The sequence below is a fragment of the Parvibaculum sp. genome (assembly GCF_019635935.1).
Lineage (GTDB): Bacteria > Pseudomonadota > Alphaproteobacteria > Parvibaculales > Parvibaculaceae > Parvibaculum.
In genome coordinates, this window is the sequence record NZ_JAHBYN010000001.1 from 1,834,115 (window position 1) to 1,853,467 (window position 19,353).

General features: G+C 63.8%; 21 protein-coding genes. 6 read left to right on the plus strand and 15 right to left on the minus strand.

The features are described from left to right. Positions 1-132 precede the first annotated feature (132 nt). Entirely contained in the window at positions 133-1,137 is a 1,005-nt protein-coding gene (mdh, locus tag KF719_RS09130) for a malate dehydrogenase (protein ID WP_293508407.1), read from the minus strand. A gap of 304 nt (positions 1,138-1,441) precedes the next feature. Here mdh and KF719_RS09135 point away from each other — a divergent pair, with 304 nt between their 5' ends. Continuing rightward, a complete protein-coding gene (locus KF719_RS09135) occupies positions 1,442-2,059 on the plus strand; it encodes a hypothetical protein (RefSeq protein ID WP_293508408.1) in 618 nt (205 codons plus the stop codon). Between the two features lie 4 nt (positions 2,060-2,063). Here the strand turns inward: KF719_RS09135 and zapE are convergent, their stop codons facing one another. Beyond that, complete coding sequence (zapE, locus tag KF719_RS09140; protein ID WP_293508409.1) at positions 2,064-3,185, minus strand: cell division protein ZapE; 1,122 nt, start codon at positions 3,183-3,185, stop codon at positions 2,064-2,066. Between the two features lie 86 nt (positions 3,186-3,271). Between zapE and KF719_RS09145 the strand changes: the two genes are divergently transcribed. After that, positions 3,272-3,574 (plus strand): pyrophosphatase, encoded by a 303-nt coding sequence (locus KF719_RS09145; RefSeq protein WP_293510620.1) that lies wholly within the window; start codon positions 3,272-3,274, stop codon positions 3,572-3,574. Here the strand turns inward: KF719_RS09145 and KF719_RS09150 are convergent. Together KF719_RS09150 and KF719_RS09155 are read right to left on the minus strand one after the other, a co-directional pair. After that, positions 3,571-4,395, minus strand: a complete 825-nt coding sequence (locus tag KF719_RS09150; protein WP_293508410.1) for an arylamine N-acetyltransferase — start codon at positions 4,393-4,395, stop codon at positions 3,571-3,573. The genes KF719_RS09145 and KF719_RS09150 overlap by 4 nt on opposite strands. A 93-nt stretch (positions 4,396-4,488) precedes the next feature. Further along, positions 4,489-5,988: a CoA-acylating methylmalonate-semialdehyde dehydrogenase gene (locus tag KF719_RS09155; protein ID WP_293508411.1), complete on the minus strand. Its 1,500-nt coding sequence runs from the start codon at positions 5,986-5,988 to the stop codon at positions 4,489-4,491. 353 nt (positions 5,989-6,341) lie between these two features. Here KF719_RS09155 and KF719_RS09160 point away from each other — a divergent pair, with 353 nt between their 5' ends. Continuing rightward, positions 6,342-6,641, plus strand: a complete 300-nt coding sequence (locus tag KF719_RS09160; protein WP_293508412.1) for a hypothetical protein — start codon at positions 6,342-6,344, stop codon at positions 6,639-6,641. A 72-nt stretch (positions 6,642-6,713) separates the two neighbouring features. Here KF719_RS09160 and arsB read toward each other — a convergent pair whose 3' ends face one another. The 4 genes from arsB to KF719_RS09180 are packed head-to-tail and all read right to left on the minus strand — an operon-like array spanning position 6,714 to position 9,190. Continuing rightward, positions 6,714-7,802: an ACR3 family arsenite efflux transporter gene (gene arsB / locus KF719_RS09165; protein WP_293508413.1), complete on the minus strand. Its 1,089-nt coding sequence runs from the start codon at positions 7,800-7,802 to the stop codon at positions 6,714-6,716. Beyond that, the gene (locus KF719_RS09170) at positions 7,802-8,329 is read right to left on the minus strand and encodes an arsenate reductase ArsC (protein ID WP_293508414.1); all 528 of its coding nucleotides are present in this window, start codon (positions 8,327-8,329) and stop codon (positions 7,802-7,804) included. The genes arsB and KF719_RS09170 overlap by 1 nt, the downstream gene beginning before the upstream one ends. A gap of 16 nt (positions 8,330-8,345) precedes the next feature. Further along, positions 8,346-8,834, minus strand: a complete 489-nt coding sequence (locus tag KF719_RS09175; RefSeq protein ID WP_293508415.1) for an ArsI/CadI family heavy metal resistance metalloenzyme — start codon at positions 8,832-8,834, stop codon at positions 8,346-8,348. Then, positions 8,834-9,190: a metalloregulator ArsR/SmtB family transcription factor gene (locus KF719_RS09180; RefSeq protein ID WP_293508416.1), complete on the minus strand. Its 357-nt coding sequence runs from the start codon at positions 9,188-9,190 to the stop codon at positions 8,834-8,836. The genes KF719_RS09175 and KF719_RS09180 overlap by 1 nt, the downstream gene beginning before the upstream one ends. Before the next feature lie 423 nt (positions 9,191-9,613). On the opposite strand from KF719_RS09180, the gene KF719_RS09185 reads away from it, so the two are divergent. Together KF719_RS09185 and KF719_RS09190 are read left to right on the plus strand one after the other, a co-directional pair. Beyond that, positions 9,614-9,910, plus strand: a complete 297-nt coding sequence (locus KF719_RS09185) for a putative quinol monooxygenase (RefSeq protein ID WP_293508417.1) — start codon at positions 9,614-9,616, stop codon at positions 9,908-9,910. 312 nt (positions 9,911-10,222) lie between these two features. Continuing rightward, entirely contained in the window at positions 10,223-10,771 is a 549-nt protein-coding gene (locus KF719_RS09190; protein WP_293508418.1) for a hypothetical protein, read from the plus strand. Between the two features lie 199 nt (positions 10,772-10,970). On the opposite strand, the gene KF719_RS09195 is transcribed toward KF719_RS09190, so the two are convergent. From KF719_RS09195 to sdhC, 4 genes are read right to left on the minus strand one after another with little or no spacing between them, the layout of a single operon-like run. Then, on the minus strand, positions 10,971-11,750 hold the full coding sequence (locus KF719_RS09195; RefSeq protein WP_293508419.1) for a succinate dehydrogenase iron-sulfur subunit: 780 nt from the start codon (positions 11,748-11,750) through the stop codon (positions 10,971-10,973). Positions 11,751-11,770: 20 nt separating this feature from the next. Next, a complete protein-coding gene (gene sdhA, locus KF719_RS09200; protein WP_293508420.1) occupies positions 11,771-13,561 on the minus strand; it encodes a succinate dehydrogenase flavoprotein subunit in 1,791 nt (596 codons plus the stop codon). A gap of 28 nt (positions 13,562-13,589) precedes the next feature. Then, positions 13,590-13,973 carry a succinate dehydrogenase, hydrophobic membrane anchor protein gene (gene sdhD, locus KF719_RS09205; protein ID WP_293508421.1) on the minus strand — a complete coding sequence of 128 codons (384 nt, stop codon included), beginning with the start codon at positions 13,971-13,973 and terminating at the stop codon, positions 13,590-13,592. Then, positions 13,973-14,377 carry a succinate dehydrogenase, cytochrome b556 subunit gene (gene sdhC, locus KF719_RS09210; protein WP_293508422.1) on the minus strand — a complete coding sequence of 135 codons (405 nt, stop codon included), beginning with the start codon at positions 14,375-14,377 and terminating at the stop codon, positions 13,973-13,975. Before sdhC ends, sdhD begins: the two co-directional genes overlap by 1 nt. A gap of 203 nt (positions 14,378-14,580) precedes the next feature. Here sdhC and KF719_RS09215 point away from each other — a divergent pair, with 203 nt between their 5' ends. Beyond that, complete coding sequence (locus KF719_RS09215; protein ID WP_293508423.1) at positions 14,581-15,033, plus strand: PaaI family thioesterase; 453 nt, start codon at positions 14,581-14,583, stop codon at positions 15,031-15,033. Positions 15,034-15,039: 6 nt separating this feature from the next. On the opposite strand, the gene KF719_RS09220 is transcribed toward KF719_RS09215, so the two are convergent. The 3 genes from KF719_RS09220 to amt form a co-directional block, all read right to left on the minus strand. Continuing rightward, complete coding sequence (locus tag KF719_RS09220) at positions 15,040-16,089, minus strand: MaoC family dehydratase (RefSeq protein WP_293508424.1); 1,050 nt, start codon at positions 16,087-16,089, stop codon at positions 15,040-15,042. 5 nt (positions 16,090-16,094) lie between these two features. Then, positions 16,095-16,994 (minus strand): CoA ester lyase, encoded by a 900-nt coding sequence (locus KF719_RS09225; protein ID WP_293508425.1) that lies wholly within the window; start codon positions 16,992-16,994, stop codon positions 16,095-16,097. Positions 16,995-17,066: 72 nt separating this feature from the next. Continuing rightward, entirely contained in the window at positions 17,067-19,223 is a 2,157-nt protein-coding gene (gene amt, locus KF719_RS09230) for an ammonium transporter (RefSeq protein ID WP_293508426.1), read from the minus strand. Between the last annotated feature and the right edge of the window lie 130 nt (positions 19,224-19,353).

A 19,353-nucleotide genomic window follows, 5' to 3' on the forward strand; every position in this document is an offset into this window, starting at 1 on the left:
GCTTAATGTATAGCATTAATATGGAAAGGCCGGCGCCGCAAGTGTTGGCAGTTAAAGTGCCATAATTTCAGGAAAACGAAAAGGGCGGACCCGAAGGCCCGCCCCGCATTTCGCACCGGACGAAACCCCGTCCTACTTCTTCTTTTTGGCCGGCGCCTTGGCCTTGGACGCGCCTTTGGCGACGGCCGGGTCGATCTTCTTGCAGGCATCGACCAGGCCCTTGACCGCATTGACCGAACCCATGAATTGCTTCTTCTCGGCCGCGTTGAGATCGATCTCGACGACGCGCTCGACACCGCCGGCGCCGATCACCACCGGCACGCCGACATACATGTCCTTCACGCCGTACTGGCCGTTGAGATAGGCCGCGCAGGGCAGCACGCGCTTCTGGTCGCCGAGATAGGCTTCGGCCATCTGGATGCCGGAAGCGGCCGGCGCATAAAAGGCCGAGCCCGTCTTCAGCAGGCCGACGATCTCGGCGCCGCCGTCGCGCGTGCGCTGGATGATCTTGTCGAGCTTCTCTTTCGTGGTCCAACCCATCTTGACGAGGTCGGGCAGCGGGATGCCCGCAACCGTCGAATAGCGCGCCAGCGGCACCATCGTGTCGCCATGACCGCCCAGCACGAAGGCCGTCACGTCTTCGACCGAGACCTTGAATTCCTCGGCCAGGAAGTAGCGGAAGCGCGCGCTGTCGAGCACGCCGGCCATGCCGACAACCTTGTTGTGCGGCAGTCCGGAGAACTGCCTGAGCGCCCAGACCATCGCGTCGAGCGGATTGGTGATGCAGACGACAAAGGCGTTCGGCGCATATTTGGCGATGCCCTCGCCGACCTGTTTCATCACCTTGAGGTTGATGCCGAGCAGGTCGTCGCGGCTCATGCCGGGCTTGCGCGGCACGCCGGCCGTCACGATGACGACATCGGCGCCCTTGATGCCTTTGTAGTCGTTGGCGCCCGAAAGCGCCGAATTGTAGCCCTCGACCGGCGAGGTCTGGGCAAGGTCGAGCGCCTTGCCCTGCGGCAGACCTTCGGCGATGTCGAAAATTACGATGTCGCCGAGCTCCTTGAGCCCCGCGAGAAGAGCCAGCGTGCCGCCGATCTGGCCGCCGCCGATAAGTGCGATTTTCTTGCGCGCCATGATGATGAAGCCTCCGGAATGCCTGCGCCCATTGTGTTCTGGCAGCCTAGTAGCCTGAATCCGCCTGCTCCGCAACGGATGGCGGCCCCGCCGGTAACCTGAATTTAACCATGAATGCGGTATCGAATTGACACAGTTGCCAGCGCGGCAGCATGATTTCCAACAGGCGAGATGGGTTCCGGGACGCGCATATGTCGCAAGATTGCGACGGTCGGCCGGAGCGAGCTGCCAGGGTCCCGGGGGGACCGGGCACAACCATCCGGGCCGCAGGTTGCGGCCGGCCGGTGTAACGGGGGCGTGCGTAATGTCAGTGGAGCGGACCCTGCAGGGTCGGCGTGGCGGAACCGCCAGGGCGGTTCTCGCGGTCGCGGTTTGCGCGGGCCTTTCGGGCTGTGCCGCGCCCGCCATCGGCGCCCTGACCATCGGCCAGCTTCTGACCGTCGCCGGAATTTCTTCCACCGTGATGACGGGGCGCGACCTCGGCGAACATGTCGTGTCGGCATTGACCGGCAAGGACTGCCGTTTTCTCGAAAGCCTGCTGCGGAACGGCCGCGCCTTTTGCGAAGAACCGGGATCGGACGCGACGCGCGACGATTTCGGCGGCGTGATCGCGCTTCTCGAAGGTCCGGACGGCGGCAAACGCGAAACGCGCGTCGCCGCTTCCGAACTCGACCCGCATGTGCTGGGCTTCGCGCCGGTGGACCGCCGGGCGGCCCATGAATTCTCGCTCGAAATCGCCCGCGAGGCGGCACGCGACAAGCCGCGCGAAAGCGTTTCCTTCGGCATGATGTCGGCGACCTTCGGCCAGTCCTTCGACTACCGTCTCGATCTCGGACCCGAACACGCTTTGCCGTCGCGGATCGCCGAAAACCCCGCACCGACCGCCGAGGCGCTCAGCCTGCGCCCGTCGAAGAAACTCTGAAAATTCAGTCGGCGCTCCTCAACGCCAGATAGTCGAGGCTCTGCATCTCGATCAGCCGCGATGCCGTGCGTTCGAACTCGAACGCACCGTCGCCCTTCTCGTAAAGCGACTGAGGCGCGGCGGCGGCCGACAGGATGACCTTTGTCTTCGCCTCGTAAAGCGCATCGATCAGCGTGACGAAACGTTTGGCCTCGTTGCGCCGCTCCGGCCCCATCGCCGGCACATCCCGGATAATGACCGTGTGAAAGCTTTGCGCGATCTTCAGATAGTCGGCGGCGCCGAGCGGCTTCGCACACAGATCGGCAAATGAAAACCGCGCCACGCCATGCGCCGCTTCCGGCACTTCGACCGCGCGGCCCTTCAACGCCAGCGTCATCGGGTCGCCGCGTTTTGCATCGGTCAGCTTTTCGAACGCTTCGTCGAGCGCGGCGGCGGCGGCGGCGTCGAGCGGCGAATGGTAGACCGGCATTCCCTTGATGCGGTCGAGCCGGTAATCGGTGGCGCTGTCGAGATGCAGCACATCCATCCGCGCCTTGACGAGATCGATGAAGGGCAGGAAGCGGTGCCGGTTGAGCCCGCCCTCGTAAAGCTCGTCCGGCGCGCGGTTCGACGTCGCGACGACGACGACGCCGAGCGCAAAGAGCTGCGAAAACAGCCGCCCGAGGATCGACGCGTCGGCAATGTCGTGAACCTGGAATTCGTCGAAACAGAGAAGCGCCGCCTCGCGCGCGATAGAAGCCGCGACCGGCGGGATCGGATCGTCGCCCTTGACCTTCCCGGCCTTCTCGCGCTGGCGCCAGGTATGGATATGCGCATGCACCTCCTGCATGAAGGCGTGGAAATGCACGCGGCGCTTCGGCGCGATGGCCACCGTCTCGAAAAAGAGGTCCATCAGCATCGACTTGCCGCGCCCGACGCCGCCCCAGATGTAGAGCCCTTCGGGCGGCGTCACCGGACGGCCGAAACCGAGAAAGGCAAAGGGGCCGACCTTCTTGCCGGGCAACCATTCGGCAAGCTCGTTGGCGAGATGCTGCAGATGCTGGGCGGCATGAGCCTGCGCCGCGTCCTCGGCGATTTCGCCCCGCGCGATTTTCTCGCGATAGCTGGAAAGCGGCCCGGAGCTCATGCGCCGCCGGAAAGAACATTGCATGAACAGAGTGACTCGGCCATCATCTCTCCCTGCCGCGATGAGGGGATGGGCTTGTGCAACATCTGATCGGACTTGCCGGACAATTCGAGGAAGCCTCTAAACACTATGCCGCCGCAAACGGCATAACGCGAAACGACGACTGGTTCATCCTCAAACTTCAGGAGGAGCTGGGAGAGCTGACGCAAGTCTGGATGAAGCTGACGGATCGCGGCCGGAAGCGCGGTTTGAGCGAGGCTGAATTGCGCGCGGCACTGGCCGACGAAACGGCAGACCTACTCGGCCATATTCTGCTTTTCGCGAAGCGCAACGGGATCGAACTTGCGCCCGCCATTGCGCGCAAATGGCGCTTCGAGCCCGCCGCCTAGGGCATCGCCCGCCAGGCATCCATATAGGGATCGAGCGCCACGGCGCGGTCTTCGTCCGACAGCGGCAGATCGAAATGTTCCACGAGCGCCGCCGCAATTTCCTCGACACTCTCAAGGCGCCGGTTCTCGACCCGGCCGTCGAGATGGCGGATCGTCAGATTGCAATTGAAGAGCGTGATGCGGCGGTCCGCGAGCGGCCGGGCGACGATCAGGAACTGCGCGAAGATCGATTGTGGGTGGGTCGAGGTGTACCAGTTGGCAATCTCGTAATCGGCCCGCGTCTGCGGATCGAGGGTGAAGCGATAGACGTTGCCCCAGTCGTCGCCGAGCTTCGCCTGCAGCATGTAACCGTCGCCATCGACGATGAGCCGGCGCGGTTCATGCGGCGTCTCTTGTTCGATATCCGTTTCGAGACGGATCGGCCCTGTCATGGTGAGCCCACCGAAACCGATATCGGCAAGGAAGCGCCCCTCCGGCAGCTCGATGAGCGAGAGCATGTGCGAGGGGCCGGTATCGACCTCGTCCGGCGTCTTCCAGCGCACCCGCCCGATCAGCGTCGTGATGTCGAATCCGAGCTCACGCAGCACGGCGGCAAAGAGCCCGTTGACCTCGAAGCAATAGCCGCCGCGCCGCGCGCCCACGAGCTTCTGCTGCAAGGCGGGAAGGTCGAGCACAACCGGCCGCTTCGCCAGCACCGAGAGGTTCTCGAACGGGATCGATAGGGCATGGGCGTAATGCAGCGCCTTCAATGTTTCGAGCGTCGGCGCGCGCGCACCCGAATAGCCGATGCGTTCGAAATAAGTATCAAGATCGACAGGCATACCGGCAGTCCCTTCGGCGAAAAGGTTTCCGCACATATGGGAATGGCGCCGCCCGGGGGAAGCGCCATTCTGAATTTCTACGACAGGGCCATCCTACTTCATCGTCGGGATGACGAAGGACGAACCCTCCTTGAGCCCGGTCGGCCAGCGCGAGGTGACGGTCTTGACATGCGTCCAGAACCGGACGCCTTCGGGCCCGTGCTGGTTGGTGTCGCCGAAGGCCGAACGCTTCCAGCCGCCGAATGTGTGATAGGCAAGCGGCACCGGGATCGGCACGTTGATGCCGACCATGCCAACTTGCACACGGCTTGCGAAGCTGCGCGCCGCGTCGCCATCGCGCGTGAAGATCGCGACGCCATTGCCATATTGATGTTTCGTCGGCAGCGCCGCCGCTTCCTCGAAATCCTTCGCCCGCACGACCTGCAGCACGGGGCCGAAAATCTCGTCCTTGTAGGATTTCATTTCCGGCGTCACATGATCGAACAGCGACCCGCCGAGGAAATAGCCGTTCTCGTAGCCCTGCAGCTTGAAACCGCGCCCATCGACCAGCAGCTTCGCGCCTTCCTTGACGCCCATGTCGATATAGGAGCTGACCTTCTCCATATGGGCCTTGCTGACAAGCGGCCCGTAATCGCTGTCGGTCGCGGTCGAAATGCCGACCTTCAACGCCTGCACACGCGGCACCAGTTTCTCGACCAAGCGGTCCGCCGTTTCCTTGCCCACCGGCACCGCGACCGAGATCGCCATGCAGCGTTCGCCGGCCGAGCCGTAGCCCGCGCCGATCAACTCGTTGACGACTTGGTCCATGTCGGCATCGGGCATGATGATCGCGTGGTTCTTTGCGCCGCCCATCGCCTGCACGCGCTTGCCGTTGGCCGCGCCCGTTGCATAGACATATTGCGCGATGTCCGACGAACCGACGAAGCTCACCGCCTGGATCGCCGGATCGGTGAGGATCGCATCGACCGCTTCCTTGTCGCCATTGACGACGTTCAGCACACCCGCCGGCGCGCCGGCTTCCATGAACAGTTCGGCAAGCCGGATCGGCACCGACGGATCCTTCTCCGAGGGCTTGCAGATGAAGGTGTTTCCGCAGGCAATCGAGACTCCGAACATCCACATCGGGATCATCGCCGGAAAGTTGAACGGCGTGATGCCGGCGCAGACGCCGAGCGGCTGGCGCATCGAATACATGTCGATGCCGGGGCCGGCGCCTTCGGTGAACTCGCCCTTCATCAAATGCGGGATGCCGCAGGCGAACTCGATCACTTCGAGGCCGCGCTGGATGTCGCCCTTCGAGTCGGCGATCACCTTGCCATGTTCCGACGACAGCAGCTCGGCGAGCTCGTTCATGTTGGCTTCAAGGAGCCGCTTGAATTCGAACATCACGCGGGCCCGGCGCTGCGGGTTGGTGGCCGCCCAGTCCGGGAAGGCCTTCGCCGCGACTTCGACCGCGGCGTGAAGCTCGGCGGCGCTCGCCAGCGGCGTTCGCGCCGTCACCTCGCCCGTGTTCGGATTGGTCACATCGAGAAAGCGCCCGCTGGCGCCCTTGACGTGCTTGCCGCCGATGAAATGCGTCAGATCCTTCGCCATGGCCTTTGCCGCGAAACCCCGCTCCCGCCTGGGTCCCGCGCCTCCCTTATTTGTGGCAGTTGGGGGTCTGTTTAGCGCGGGCTCCGACAAGGCGGCAAGGCCCGCCGGCGCCGATTCGGGGCCGCGCAACCCGTTTCGGCTCCGGAAGGGCCGTGACCTAACGTCAACAGACCGAAAAGAATCCTCATAATTGGCCGTTTCGCTGTGGCCTTTCGGCCCAAATCATCACTAACATTGCCTCCGGGCGCCTGTCGAAACCGTGCGGGAGAAGCCGGGGGGCCCTTTTCAGGCTGTGGGGATTGCGCAGCCGGGGTGAAACAAACGGGCGAAACGACCGCCAAGAGGAAATGACCATGTCCAATTTCATGAAGACCGCCATAGCCATCATCGTGCTCGCCGTCGTGCTGGTGATCGGGTACCGGATGATGAACCCTGAAGATGCGACCGTCGGCGATGCCGTCGACAGCATGATGGAAGATGCCGGAGACGCCGCGGACGCTGTGGGCGAAGCTGCAAGCGACGCGATGGGCGCCGCCGAAGAAGCGGCCGAAGACGCGATGGACGCCGCCGAAGAAGCGGCCGACGACGCGGGCGACGCGGCCGAGGAAGCCTATGACGACATGACTGGCGACGAAGAAGAGGCGGTCGAATAAGACCTGCCACTTCCGAGGGGGGACGATCCGGCCCGCGCATCCGAAAGGATGGCGCGGGCCGTTTCTTTTGGGTCAGTCGGCCGGATGCGCCGCTTCGGCCCGGCGAAGCGCCTCGGCACCGAACCAGCGCCGCCCGAGCCAGAGCGACACGCTGACCAGCGCGATCAGCACCGGCACCTCGACCAGCGGCCCGATGACGGTGGCGAAGGCGACCGGCGAGGCGATGCCGAAGGTTGCGATGGCGACCGCGATCGCAAGTTCGAAATTGTTGCTGGCCGCCGTAAAGGACAGCGACACCGTGCGCGGATAGTCGGCGCCGAGCAACCGGCTCATCGCGAAACTGATCAGAAACATGATGACGAAATAGAGCGCCAGCGGCACGGCGATGCGCAGCGCGTCGAAAGGCAGCGCCAGCACCGCCTCGCCCTTCATCGTGAACATGACGGCGATGGTGAAAAGCAGTGCGATCAGCGTGACGGGCGCAATGCGCGGCACAAAGCCGTTGTCATAGGCCGCCGCCCCGATGCGCGGACGCAGAAAATGCCGCGTCAGAAAACCCGCGCCGAAGGGAAGCCCGAGATAAAGCAGGACGGCGCCCGCGATAGTCCAGAAGCCGACAGCAATCACCTGTCCCTCGATGCCGAACAGGGGCGGCAGCACGGCGAGGAAGAACCACGCATAGACGCTGAAGAACAGAAGCTGGAAGAGGCTGTTGAAGGCGACGAGTGCTGCGACATACTCGTTGCTGCCGCGCGCCAGCTGGTTCCAGACAATGACCATGGCAATGCAGCGCGCCAGCCCGATCAGGATGAGGCCGGTCATGTAGGCCGGTTCGTCCGAAAGAAACAGAACGGCGAGACCGAACATCAGGAAAGGCCCGATCAGCCAGTTCTGAATGAGCGACAGCGCAAGGACGCGGCGGTCCTCGAAAATGCGCGGCAATTCCTCGTAGCGCACCCGCGCCAGCGGCGGATACATCATCAGGATGAGGCCGATGGCGATGGGGATGTTGGTGGAGCCGATGGAAAGCGCATCGAGCGCCACCGCCGCGCCGTCGAACACCGAACCGATGGCGACACCCGCCGCCATTGCCGCGAAAATCCAGACGGTCAGATAGCGGTCGAGAAAGCCGAGCCTGCGCGGCGCGTCTTCCGCCGCCATTACGCCGCCCCCACGACGCCGCGACCGAGATCGCTGAGCTTCTTCTGCAAGGCGAGCTTGTCGAGCGAGCGCAGCGGCAGGTTGGTGAAAATATCGATCCGGGTACGGATTTGGCGGAAGACGTCGAGGAAGAACGCATGCTTCTCGGCTTCGCTGCCTTCGAAGGCAGCGGGATCGGCAAAGGGCCAATGCGCCGTCATCGGCTGTCCCGGCCAGATGGGGCAGACCTCGCCGGCCGCGTTGTCGCAGACGGTAAAAACGAAATTCATCTTCGGCGCGCCGGGCGCCTCGAACTCGTCCCAGCTCTTCGACCGCAAGCCTTCGGTGCTGAGTTTAGCCGTTCTCAACACGTCGAGCGCGACCGGATTGACCTTGCCGGCCGGATGGCTGCCGGCGCTATAGGCTTTGAAGGGCCGCCCGGGCAGCGAATTCAGATAGGCCTCCGCCATGATGCTGCGCGCCGAATTGCCGGTGCAGAGAAAAAGAACGTTGTAGCTTTCGACCTGGTTTTCCGGCGCGCCGCTCATGGGTGTTTTCCTTGTGTCAGCAACAGGCCGAGAGCGGCTTCGCTACCGGCTCGGACTTCGCGGATGACGGCGCGCAGCCGCAAACCGATTGATCCATACCCGCCATATCGAGTTTCTCGAGTTCCGGGCCGGTGCCGAATTCTTCCATCTGGTGCAGCGTGTAGAACGCTTCCCAGCGCACGCCATCGGGATCGGCCGTCCAGCTCTTTTCGGACTTGGCGTAGCAGCAGGTTGTGACGCCTTCGGGAAGGTAAGGCGCTTCCGCTTCCTTCAGCCTGCTGAAGATCGGTTCAAGCTCTTCCGGCGCATCGACCTGGATGCCGGCATGGGCGAAACCCTTTTCGCCCGAAAGCGTTTCGACGACGAAATTGACGCGCGGGTCTTCGAGCATCCATTTCGCGTAGCCCTCGCGGCGCACCGAAGGCGCGGCGCCGAACAGGGTGGAGTAGAAAGAGACGGATTTTTCAAGGTCTTCGACCCCGAAGCTCACATGCAGACGCTTCATCAGACGCACTCCTTTTGAGCGGATTTTACGGGTGCCACGGCGCAGGGGGATAAAGTCCCGCAAGCGCCCTGGCAGCAATCGTCGAGCAGGAAGCCTGTCAGCCCGAGCATCGCATCGAGGTCGGCCTTGTAGACGATCGAGCGTCCCTCGCGCCGCGAGGTGACCAGACCGGCATGCGCCAACTCCTTGAGATGAAAGGACAAAGTGGCCGGCGGCACGGAGAGCGCCTCGCCGATCTCCCCGGCCGCGAGCCCGCCCCGGCCGTCCTCGACGGCATGGGCGCGCACCAGCGCGCGGAAAATCGCGAGACGGGTTTCCTGAGCAAGGGCCGACAAGGCCGATATGGCGGTTGCCATTTCCATATTTCGATAAATATAGAAATGAAGGGCGGGAGTCAAGGGCGGGAGCGTCGGAAAGCGCCTCTGTCATCGATCTGTCAAAAATCTGTCACAAACACCGCTTATCCCCGCCCCTGAAAATACTTGTCCCCGGTTTGGGCGGCCCCGCCGCGCCCGGCAAACGATTCGAACGGCGCGCGACCCCGGGGATAAGTGGCCGGGGACAAGTTTTTCGCCGCCGCCGGCAAAAAATCGCCGGGACAGGTTCGACGGAAAAACTTGTCCCCGCCCGTTAAAGAGCAAGCGGACCCTCCAGCCGCATTCTTCTCCGGCGTCAGCATCCCTCAAGATCTGATGCCGCGGCCCGCGCCATCTATCCCCCCTTGGTGGCGCGGGCCGGCCTCGCCCGCGCTAGACTGCGCGGGCAAGGGAGGACCTCCGATGATCGTCATTACCGGCACGGCGAAGATCGCCGATGAAAACCGCGCCGCCTTCCGGCCCGTCGCCGAACGCCAGGTGCGGCTCTCGCGCGCCGAAGCCGGCAACGTCGCTTACGGCTATTACGAGGACCAGATGGAGCCGGGGCGCTTTTTCTTCTACGAGGAGTGGAAGGACCGCGCCGCGGTCGACTTCCATTTCGCGCAGGCCTATTGCCATGAATTCATGGAAGCGGCCCGCGCGCTCGCCGAAACGCCGCCGGAAATTTCGATCCGTGAAGTCATGGTGAAGGAAGGGTGAACCCTCCGGATGCGGAGGACCGGATTTCCGCCGATTTTGTCCGCGTGAACGAATGGCAAGGCGCCACAACCGCCTGCACGTTCACCTCGTATTCAGACCCCGGGGCTTAGGCTTTTCACAAGACGGCGCCGGATGAACGCGCCGGAATTTCGGGTCCCAGGCCCCGGCTGCGTCGCGAGCGCCCCGGCATATCCTGGCCCTCCCAAAACCCGGCCCGCCACTCGCAGGGGCCGGGTTTTTCTTGCCTCCCCGCCTGCCGCCGCCGCGCCCTTCCTCTATGATGGCCGTCTGCCGCCTTGAGAGGACGCTGCCATGCATCGCCATTTCCGTTTTGCCGCCGCGCTTGCCGCAACGCTGTTGCTCGGCGGCTGCTTCATTTCGACAGGCGATCTGATCCCGACCGCAGACGCCGATTATCCGGTGGCGGACGATGCGCGCTTCACGCTCCACCGGCTCGACGAGACGGGCGCGCGCACCGGCGAGACGGTGGGCGAGGTGCGTGTCGCGCGCGCCGGCGACCGCTACACGATGACGACGGGCGAGGACGGCAAGCCCTTCACCGGGCTGATGAAGGAAATCGCGCCCGGCCTTTATGCGGTGATGGCGCGCGAGGCGGATGGCGATCCGGCCGACGGCAATCTCTATGCGCTGCTCGAACGCGACGGCGACAACTGGAAGCGCTGGGGCATGGTCTGCCCGGACTTCATTGCGCTCGCCGAGCGGCGCGGCGCCCGGCTTTCGGATTTCGGCGTGACGGTCGAGAACAGCGATTGCATGGTGAAAGATTTCGACGGGCTGACACGCGCGCTGCTGTTCGCGCATGAGTTCGGCAAGCCGGACGCGGTTTATGTCGCGGAGTGAATCTCACCCTCAATTGTCATCCCGGTGATCCCGGCTTTCGCCGGGACAGGAGCCGGGATCCATCTGAGATCACAACAAGCGGTGAGGCCCATGGGCCCCGGCTTTCGCCGGGGTGACACTTCTGGTTTTGTTTGACGCAGCGGAAAACGAAAAGGCCGCCCGGTGAGGCGGCCTTTGATATCTCGTCCGTATACTGAAATCAGCTCTGCCGCTCGACCATCATCTTCTTGATCTCGGCGATGGCTTTGGCGGGGTTGAGGCCCTTGGGGCAGGCCTTGGCGCAGTTCATGATCGTGTGGCAGCGGTAGAGCCGGAACGGGTCTTCGAGGTCGTCGAGACGTTCGCCGGTCGCTTCGTCGCGGCTGTCGATCAGCCAGCGATAGGCCTGCAGGAGCGCGGCGGGGCCGAGATAGCGGTCGCCGTTCCACCAGTAGGACGGACAGGATGTCGAGCAGCAGGCGCAGAGAATGCACTCGTAAAGCCCGTCGAGCTTTTCGCGGTCGGCGTGGCTCTGGCGCCATTCCTTTTCGGGCTCGGCCGATTTCGTCTGCAGCCATGGCTCGATGAAGGCGTGCTGCGCGTAGAAATTGGTGAGGTCGGGCACCAGGTCCTTGATCACCGGCATGTGCGGCAATGGATAGATCCTGACGTCGCCCTTCACCTCGCCGATGCCCTTGGTGCAGGCAAGCGTGTTTTCGCCGTCGATATTCATCGCGCAGGAACCGCAAATGCCCTCGCGGCAGGAACGGCGAAAGGTCAGCGTCTGGTCGGTCTCGTTCTTGATCTTGATCAGCGCGTCGAGAACCATCGGCCCGCATTGGTCGAGATCGACTTCGTAAGTGTCGATGCGCGGATTGGCCGTGTCGTCCGGCGACCAGCGATAGACGCGGAAGCGCTTGACGTTTTTGGCGCCCGGTGCGGCCTTGAAGGTCTCGCCTTCATGGACCTTGGAATTTTTCGGCAGCGTGAGTTGAACCATGACCTGATCCTGTGGCGCCTTTAGTAAACGCGCGCCTTCGGCTTGATGTATTCGATGTCGGTTGAAAGCGTGTAGGCATGCACCGGGCGGTAGTCGATGGCGGGCTTGCCGTTTGTGTCCACCCAGCAAAGCGTGTGCTTCATCCAGGTCTCGTCGTCACGCTCCGGGAAATCCTCGCGGGCGTGCGCGCCGCGGCTTTCCTGACGGTTGACCGCGCCTTCGACGGTCGCAATCGCCTGCACGATGAGATTGTCGAATTCGAGCGTCTCGATGAGATCGGAATTCCAGATCAGCGAGCGGTCGGAGACCTTGAGGTCCGGCATCGCGGCGTGAACATCGGCGACGCGCTTCTGGCCCGAACGCAAGGTTTCGCCGGTGCGGAAGACGGCGACATCTTCCTGCATGGCGCGCTGCATGGTGAGACGAAGTTCGGCGGTCGGCGTCGAACCGCTCGCATTGCGGAAACGGTCGAGACGGGCAAGCGCATTGTCGCCGGCGCCTTTCGCGAGTTCGGGCTGGCGCGCGCCAGGCTGGACCAGCTCGGCGGCGCGAAGCCCGGCGGCGCGGCCGAAGACCACGAGATCGATCAGCGAATTGGAACCGAGGCGGTTGGCGCCATGAACGGAAACACAGGCCGCCTCGCCAATCGCCATCAGGCCTGGCACCACCGTATCCGGGTTGCCGTTTTTCAGCGTCAGCACTTCACCGTGGAAGTTGGTCGGGATGCCGCCCATGTTGTAGTGCACGGTCGGCAGCACCGGGATCGGCTCCTTCGTGACGTCGACGCCGGCAAAGATATGCGCCGATTCCGAAATGCCCGGCAGGCGCTCGGCCAGGATCGCCGGATCGAGATGGTCGAGATGCAGGAAGATGTGATCCTTCTGCGGACCGACGCCGCGGCCTTCGCGGATCTCGACCGTCATCGAACGCGAGACGACATCGCGCGAGGCAAGGTCTTTCGCCGACGGCGCATAGCGCTCCATGAAGCGCTCGCCTTCGGAATTTGTGAGGTAGCCGCCCTCGCCGCGCGCGCCTTCGGTGATGAGGCAACCCGCGCCGTAAATGCCGGTCGGATGGAACTGCACGAATTCCATGTCTTGCAGCGGCAAGCCGGCGCGCAGGACCATCGCATTGCCGTCGCCGGTGCAGGTGTGCGCCGAGGTCGCCGAGAAGTAAGCGCGTCCGTAGCCGCCGGTCGCGAGAATGACCAGCGAGGCGCGGAAGCGGTGAACTTCGCCGGTCGCCATGTCGAGCGCGACGACGCCGCGGCATTGGCCTTCGGCATCCATGATCAGGTCGATGGCGAAATATTCGATATAGAATTGCGCCTTGTGACGCACCGACTGGCCATACAGCGTGTGCAGCATCGCATGGCCGGTGCGGTCGGCGGCCGCGCAGGTGCGCTGGGCGATGCCTTCGCCGAAATTCGTGGTCATGCCGCCGAAGGGGCGCTGATAGATCTTGCCTTCCTCGGTGCGGCTGAACGGGACGCCGAAATGTTCGAGCTCGTAAACGGCTTCGGGCGCCTGGCGGCAGAGATATTCGATCGCGTCCTGGTCGCCGAGCCAGTCCGACCCCTTGACCGTGTCGTACATGTGCCAGCGCCAGTCGTCCGGGCCCATATTGCCGAGCGAGGCCGAGATGCCGCCCTGCGCCGCGACCGTGTGGCTGCGCGTCGGGAAGACCTTGGTGATGTTGGCGGTGCGCAATCCCTTTTCGACGCAACCGAGCGTGGCGCGAAGCCCCGCGCCGCCGGCGCCGACAACGACAACGTCGAATGTGTGATCGATGAATGTGTAGCTCGCCGTCATGGAAGATACTTTCGACGCTTTCAGGAGATCAGGAACCGAAGCCGATTTTCAGCGCCGCATAGATGCAGGCGATGCCGATGGCGGCCGAGAAGAAAATGTTGAGCAGCAGCGACAGCGTTTTCAGGCCTTCGGCGATCACATAATCCTCGATGATGACCTGCATGCCGAGACGCATGTGCCAGACGCCGGAAAGGATCAGCGCCAGAAGCGCGATGACCGCCAGCGGATGCGCGAGATACGCCCTCACCGTCAGATAGTCGGCGCCCGACAGCGCGACCAGCGAGGCGATGAGAAAAAGTGCCAGCGGCACATTGGCCGCCGCCGTCACGCGCTGCAGCCAGAAGTGATGAGCGCCGGATTTGGCCGAGCCGAGGCCGATGACGCGGCTCAGGGGTGTGCGCATGTCGGCCATCAGAGCGCCCCCATCATCGAATAGCCCGCAATCCAGACCAGAACCGTCAGCACGACCGAGCCGATGACCGTGCCCCAGGCCATGACGTCGGCGGTGCGCAGCTCGAAGCCCTTGCCGAAATCCCAGATGAAATGGCGGATGCCGCCCAGCATGTGGTGGATCAGCGCCCATGTGTAGCCGAAGAGCACGAGGCGGCCGAACCACGAGCCGATGAAACCCTCGAAAACCGCATAGGCGTCCGGCCCGCTCGCCACCGCCACCAGCCACCAGGCGAGCAGCAGCGTGCCGGCATAAAGCCCCGCGCCGGTGATGCGATGAACGATCGACATGACCATGGTGACGGTCAGACGATAAATCTGCAGATGCGGGGAAAGCGGCCTTGCGGCCTGTCGCGGATCAGCCATTCGATTTTCCCAAGGAACATGGGCCGGGCGGGCGGGGGAAGCCCCATTGAGTCTGTTGTTTATCGCGCCGGACGGCTCAAGGCAAATGCCGAAAACCGCCGCAACGTCCCGCTTGCGCAAATGCCATTGCGCCCAATCGCGAAGCTTTCGCAACGGAAACCGGGCATGCTGAAGACCTTGTAAATACCGCCAGAGTTCCCCCGATGAGTGTTGCCGCATTGCCCCATGGCGAAAGCCCAGAAGCGCGCGTGACCCGTGTGCTGACCGCGCAGCCCTTTTCGATGCTGGTGGGGGCGAAAGTCGGGCGGGTGGCGCGCGGCCGCGCCGAGCTGATAGTCGAGATCCGGCCGGACCTGACCCAGAACAACGGCTTCATTCATGGCGGCGTGATCGGCTATCTCGCCGACAATGCGAGCGGCTGCGCCGCCTCGACCATGCTGCCGGAAGGCGCGGCGAGCCTTGTGACCTCCGAATTCAAGGTCAACCTGATCCGCCCCGCCATCGGCACCCGCGCCATTGCGCGCGGCGAAGTGGTGAAGGCCGGACGCCGGCAATGCGTCGCCGAAACGCGGGTTTACTGCGAGGAGGGCGGCGCGGAAAAACTGGTCGCCATCGCGCTGGCGACGCTGGCCTATATTTATCCGGGCGAGGGCTGAAAGCGCTTAGCGCCGCGGCATCAGCACCCAGTAGTCGAGATCGAGGATGACGCCGTCTTCGTAGCCTTTGTCCTTCGCGCCCGGAAAATCGGCGCAGGGGCGATCCCTGGTGGCGACGGTGCGCAGCCGCAACGCGGCGATGTCCTCGCGCTTTGCGAGCGGCGACTTCGCCAGCACTTCCGACCAGGCGAAAACCGTGTCGCCGGCAAAAAGCGGCGCAACATGCCGCCCGGCATTGATCGCGGCGACAAGGAGCGCATTGCCGAGCCCGTTGAAAGAGAGAGCGCGGGCGAGCGAAATCACATGGCCGCCATAGATCAACCGGCGGCCGAAGCGGCCCTTGCCTTCCGTGAACTGATTGAAATGCACCTTGGCGGTGTTCTGGTAGAGACGCGTCGCCATCATGTGCTCGGCCTCCTCGACGGTGATGCCGTCGACATGGTCGATCTTTTCGCCGACCGCGTAGTCGTCCCAGAGATGGGGCGAACCGGAAGCAACCGTGTCGAAGCCCTTGAAGCTTGTCTTTGCGGGCGCGACAAGATGCGCCGGCTCGACGATGTCGGGCAGATGCGGCACATCGGCTTCCGGCGCGCGCGCGGCCTTGTCGCGCTTCCGGACCATCACCCAGCGCACATAATCGATGACGGTTTCGCCGCGCTGGTTGCGGCCTGTCGAGCGCACATAGACCGTGCCGGTCTCGCCGTTCGAATTTTCCTTCAGCCCGATCACCTTCGATTCGGTCGAAAGCGTGTCGCCCGGAAAGACGGGTTTCAGAAACTTGCAATCGGCATAGCCGAGATTGGCGACCGCGTTGAGCGAGATGTCGGGCACCGTCTTGCCGAAGACGATGTGGAAGGCGAGGAGATCGTCGACGGGCGCGCTCGCATATCCGGCCTTGCGCGCGGCCTCGGCCGAGGATTGCAGCGCAAAGCGCGAACCGAACAGCGCCTGGTAGAGCGCCGTATCGCCTTCGCTCACCGTGCGCGGCGTCGCGTGATGCAGCACCTGCCCGATTTTGAAGTCCTCGAAGAAATTTCCCGGATTGGTCTTCGACATCGCGTTCACTCCGCCACGGCTTCAAGCTCGGCGATCGCATCGGCAATCGCAACGATGCGCTCGGCGATTTCGGCATGCAGGATTTCGACCATGCGGCCCTCGACTTTCAACACGCCCTTGCCCTTGTTTTCCGGCAGCTTGAACGCGGCAATGGTGGCGCGCGCCTGCGCGACCGTCTCGGCATCGGGCGAGAAGATGCGGTTGCAGGGATCGAGCTGCGATGGATGGATCAGCGTCTTGCCGTCGAAGCCCATGTCGCGGCCCTGCTCGCAAATGGCGGCGAAGCCCGCCTCGTTCTTGATGTCGTTATAGACGCCGTCGAGAATGACGAGGCCATAGGCGCGGGCGGCCAGAAGCGCGAGACCGAGCGAGGCGAGCATCGGCGTGCGGTCGGCTGTATGCGCGGCGCGCAGTTCCTTGGCGATGTCGTTAGTGCCCATCACCCAGACCGACATGCGCGACGCCGGCTCGCGCGCCTTGGCGGCGATCGCCTGAATGTTGAGCAGCGCCAGCGGCGTCTCGATCATGCACCAGAGTTGCAGGCCGGGCCGGGCGCCGGCATCCGACAGCGCCTCTTCCGCGCGCTCGACATCGGCGGCCGAATTGATTTTCGGCACAAGGATGGCGTCGGGCCCCGCCGCAACGGCCGCCTTGATGTCGGCCATGCCCCAGGGCGTGTCGAGGCCGTTGACCCGGATCGCGATTTCGCGCTTGCCGTAGCCGCCTTCCTTCACCGCAGCCGCAACCTGCGCGCGCGCCTCTTCCTTGGCGTCGGGCGCCACCGCGTCCTCAAGATCAAGGATCAGCGCATCGGCCTTGAGGTCGCGCGCCTTTTCGAGCGCCCGTGCGTTCGAACCCGGCATGTAGAGAACGCTGCGGCGCGGGCGGGCGGTTTGGTCGGCCATGGGGTCGGGTCTCCGGTTCGCGGGGAATGCGAAGCGGACACTATAAAGAGCGGGGGCGGCTGTGAAGCGGAATCAGCCCGCAAGACGCGCCGTCGCGCGCGGCAGCACGCGGGCATAGGGCATGCGCACCGTGATCGTGGTGCCCCGGCCGGGCTCGCTGTCGATGACGAGCGTCGCGCCGTGCATCCGCGCCAGCGCCCGTGTCAGCGGCAGGCCGAGCCCGGTGCCCTCGGTCGAATAGACATTGCTGTCCTTGCCGATCTGGCGGAAGGGCTCGAGAGCGGTCGGAATGTCGGCCTTCGCCATGCCGATGCCGGTGTCGGACACGCGGAACGCCATGCGCTCGTCGGGCTCCATGAAGGCCGCAAGCTCGATATGGCCGCCCTTGGGCGTGAACTTGACCGCATTGGAGACAAGATTGAGCAGGATCTGGCGAAGCGCCCGCTTGTCGGCATTGAGCAGCGGCAGGTTCTGTTCGACCGTGACGCCGAGATCGATGCCGGCCTCCTCGGCGCGGTGACGCATCATCCGCTCGCAACTTGCCATGACATCGACCACATCGAGCTCTTCCTCGTAAAGCTCGTAGCGGTCGGCCTCGATCTTGGAGAGATCGAGGATGTCGTTGATCAGGCTGAGAAGATGGCTCGACGATTTGTGGATATCGACGACATAGTCCTTGTAGCGGTCGTTCTCGATCGGACCGAAAAGCTCGCCGTTCATCACTTCGGAAAAGCCGATAATGGCGTTCAAGGGTGTGCGCAGCTCATGGCTCATATTGGCGAGGAATTGCGACTTCGAGGCGTTGGCAAGCTCGGCCACGTCGCGCGCGTCGCGCAACTGGTTGGCCGTGCGCTCGCGCTCGTTGACCTCGCGGTTGAACTTGTCGAGCACCAGATTGTAGCGCGAGGCGATTTCGCCGGCCTCGGTGAAAGGCTCGACGCGCAGGGGCTTCGAGAAGTCGCCGCGCGCCGCCTGACCTTCCATCGCGCCCAGCACGTCGAGCAGCGCGCTCGAGGCGCCATGCTCGGCGATGTTGAGACCGATGCGCTCGGCCTCCGCCGACACGCGCAGGGGATAGAAACGATTGACGAGGCGCAGCACGACATAGGCAACCGAGAAGGCGAAGAGACCGGCCGCAGCAACGCCCTGCGCCTGCACGACGAACTGCTCGAAACGCGTGTGACCATGCGGGAACAGCGACACGTCGCCGAAAATCGCCACCGCCAGCGTGCCCCAGATGCCGGCCGCGAGATGCACCGGCACCGCATCGACCGCATCGTCGATCTCGAGCCGTTCGAGGAGGTGGCTCGCCATGTAACAGACCACGCCGCCGATGGCGCCGATCAGCACGGCGGCACTCGTGTCGACGATGTGGCAATTGGCGGTGATGGCGACGAGACCGGCAAGAATGCCGTTCAGCGTCTGCTGCACATCCGGCAGACCGCGCGTAAACCAGCTGAGCCCCGTGGCGGCAAAGCCGCCGGCGGCTGCCGCCAGCATCGTGTGGACCAGAATGAAAGGAACGGAAGCGTCGAGCGCCAGCGTCGAGCCGCCATTGAAACCGAACCAGCCGATCCACAACAGGAACATGCCGAGCGTCGCCATCGGCATGTCATGCGGCTCGATGCGCCCGCCATCGGGACCGAAACGGCCGATGCGCGCGCCCATGACGAGGATCGCGGCAAGCGCGATCCAGCCGCCGATCGAATGCACGACCGTGGAGCCCGCGAAATCGACAAAGCCTTTCACTTCAAGCCAGCCCGCCGCCTCGCCGGCGAGAATGCCGCCCCAAGCCCAATGACCGAAGACTGGATAGATCGCCATGCTGAGCACGGCCGCGGTAATCAGATAGCCGCGAAAGCTCATGCGCTCGGCAACGGCGCCGGCGACGATGGTGGTGGCGGTGGAGCAGAAGGCAAGCTGGAAAAAGAAGAAGACCATGACCCAGGCCATGCCCGCCGATGCGTTGGCGGCGCCGCTCTGGAAAGCGAATCCCGAAAGGCCGAAAAAACCGGCGGCGCTGGCGCCGAACATCAACCCGAAGCCGACCAGCCAGAAGCCGAGACCGGCAACGCAGAAATCCATCACGTTCTTGACGGCGACGTTGATGGAATTCTTGGCGCGCACCATGCCGGATTCGAGGCAGGTGAAGCCGGCCTGCATCAGGATCACCAGGATCGTGCAAACGAGAACCCAGATCGTGTCGATCGATTGTGCAGCGCTACCCACGATCCGCCCCCGGAATACGCATGGAAAACTGACGTGGGCGGGAGACTACAGGGCAAAAAGTAAATTTTTTGCGCCGCGGTATTCGCGATGGGTCAAAAAGCCCGCGGAAACCCTGCACAAAACATGTGCA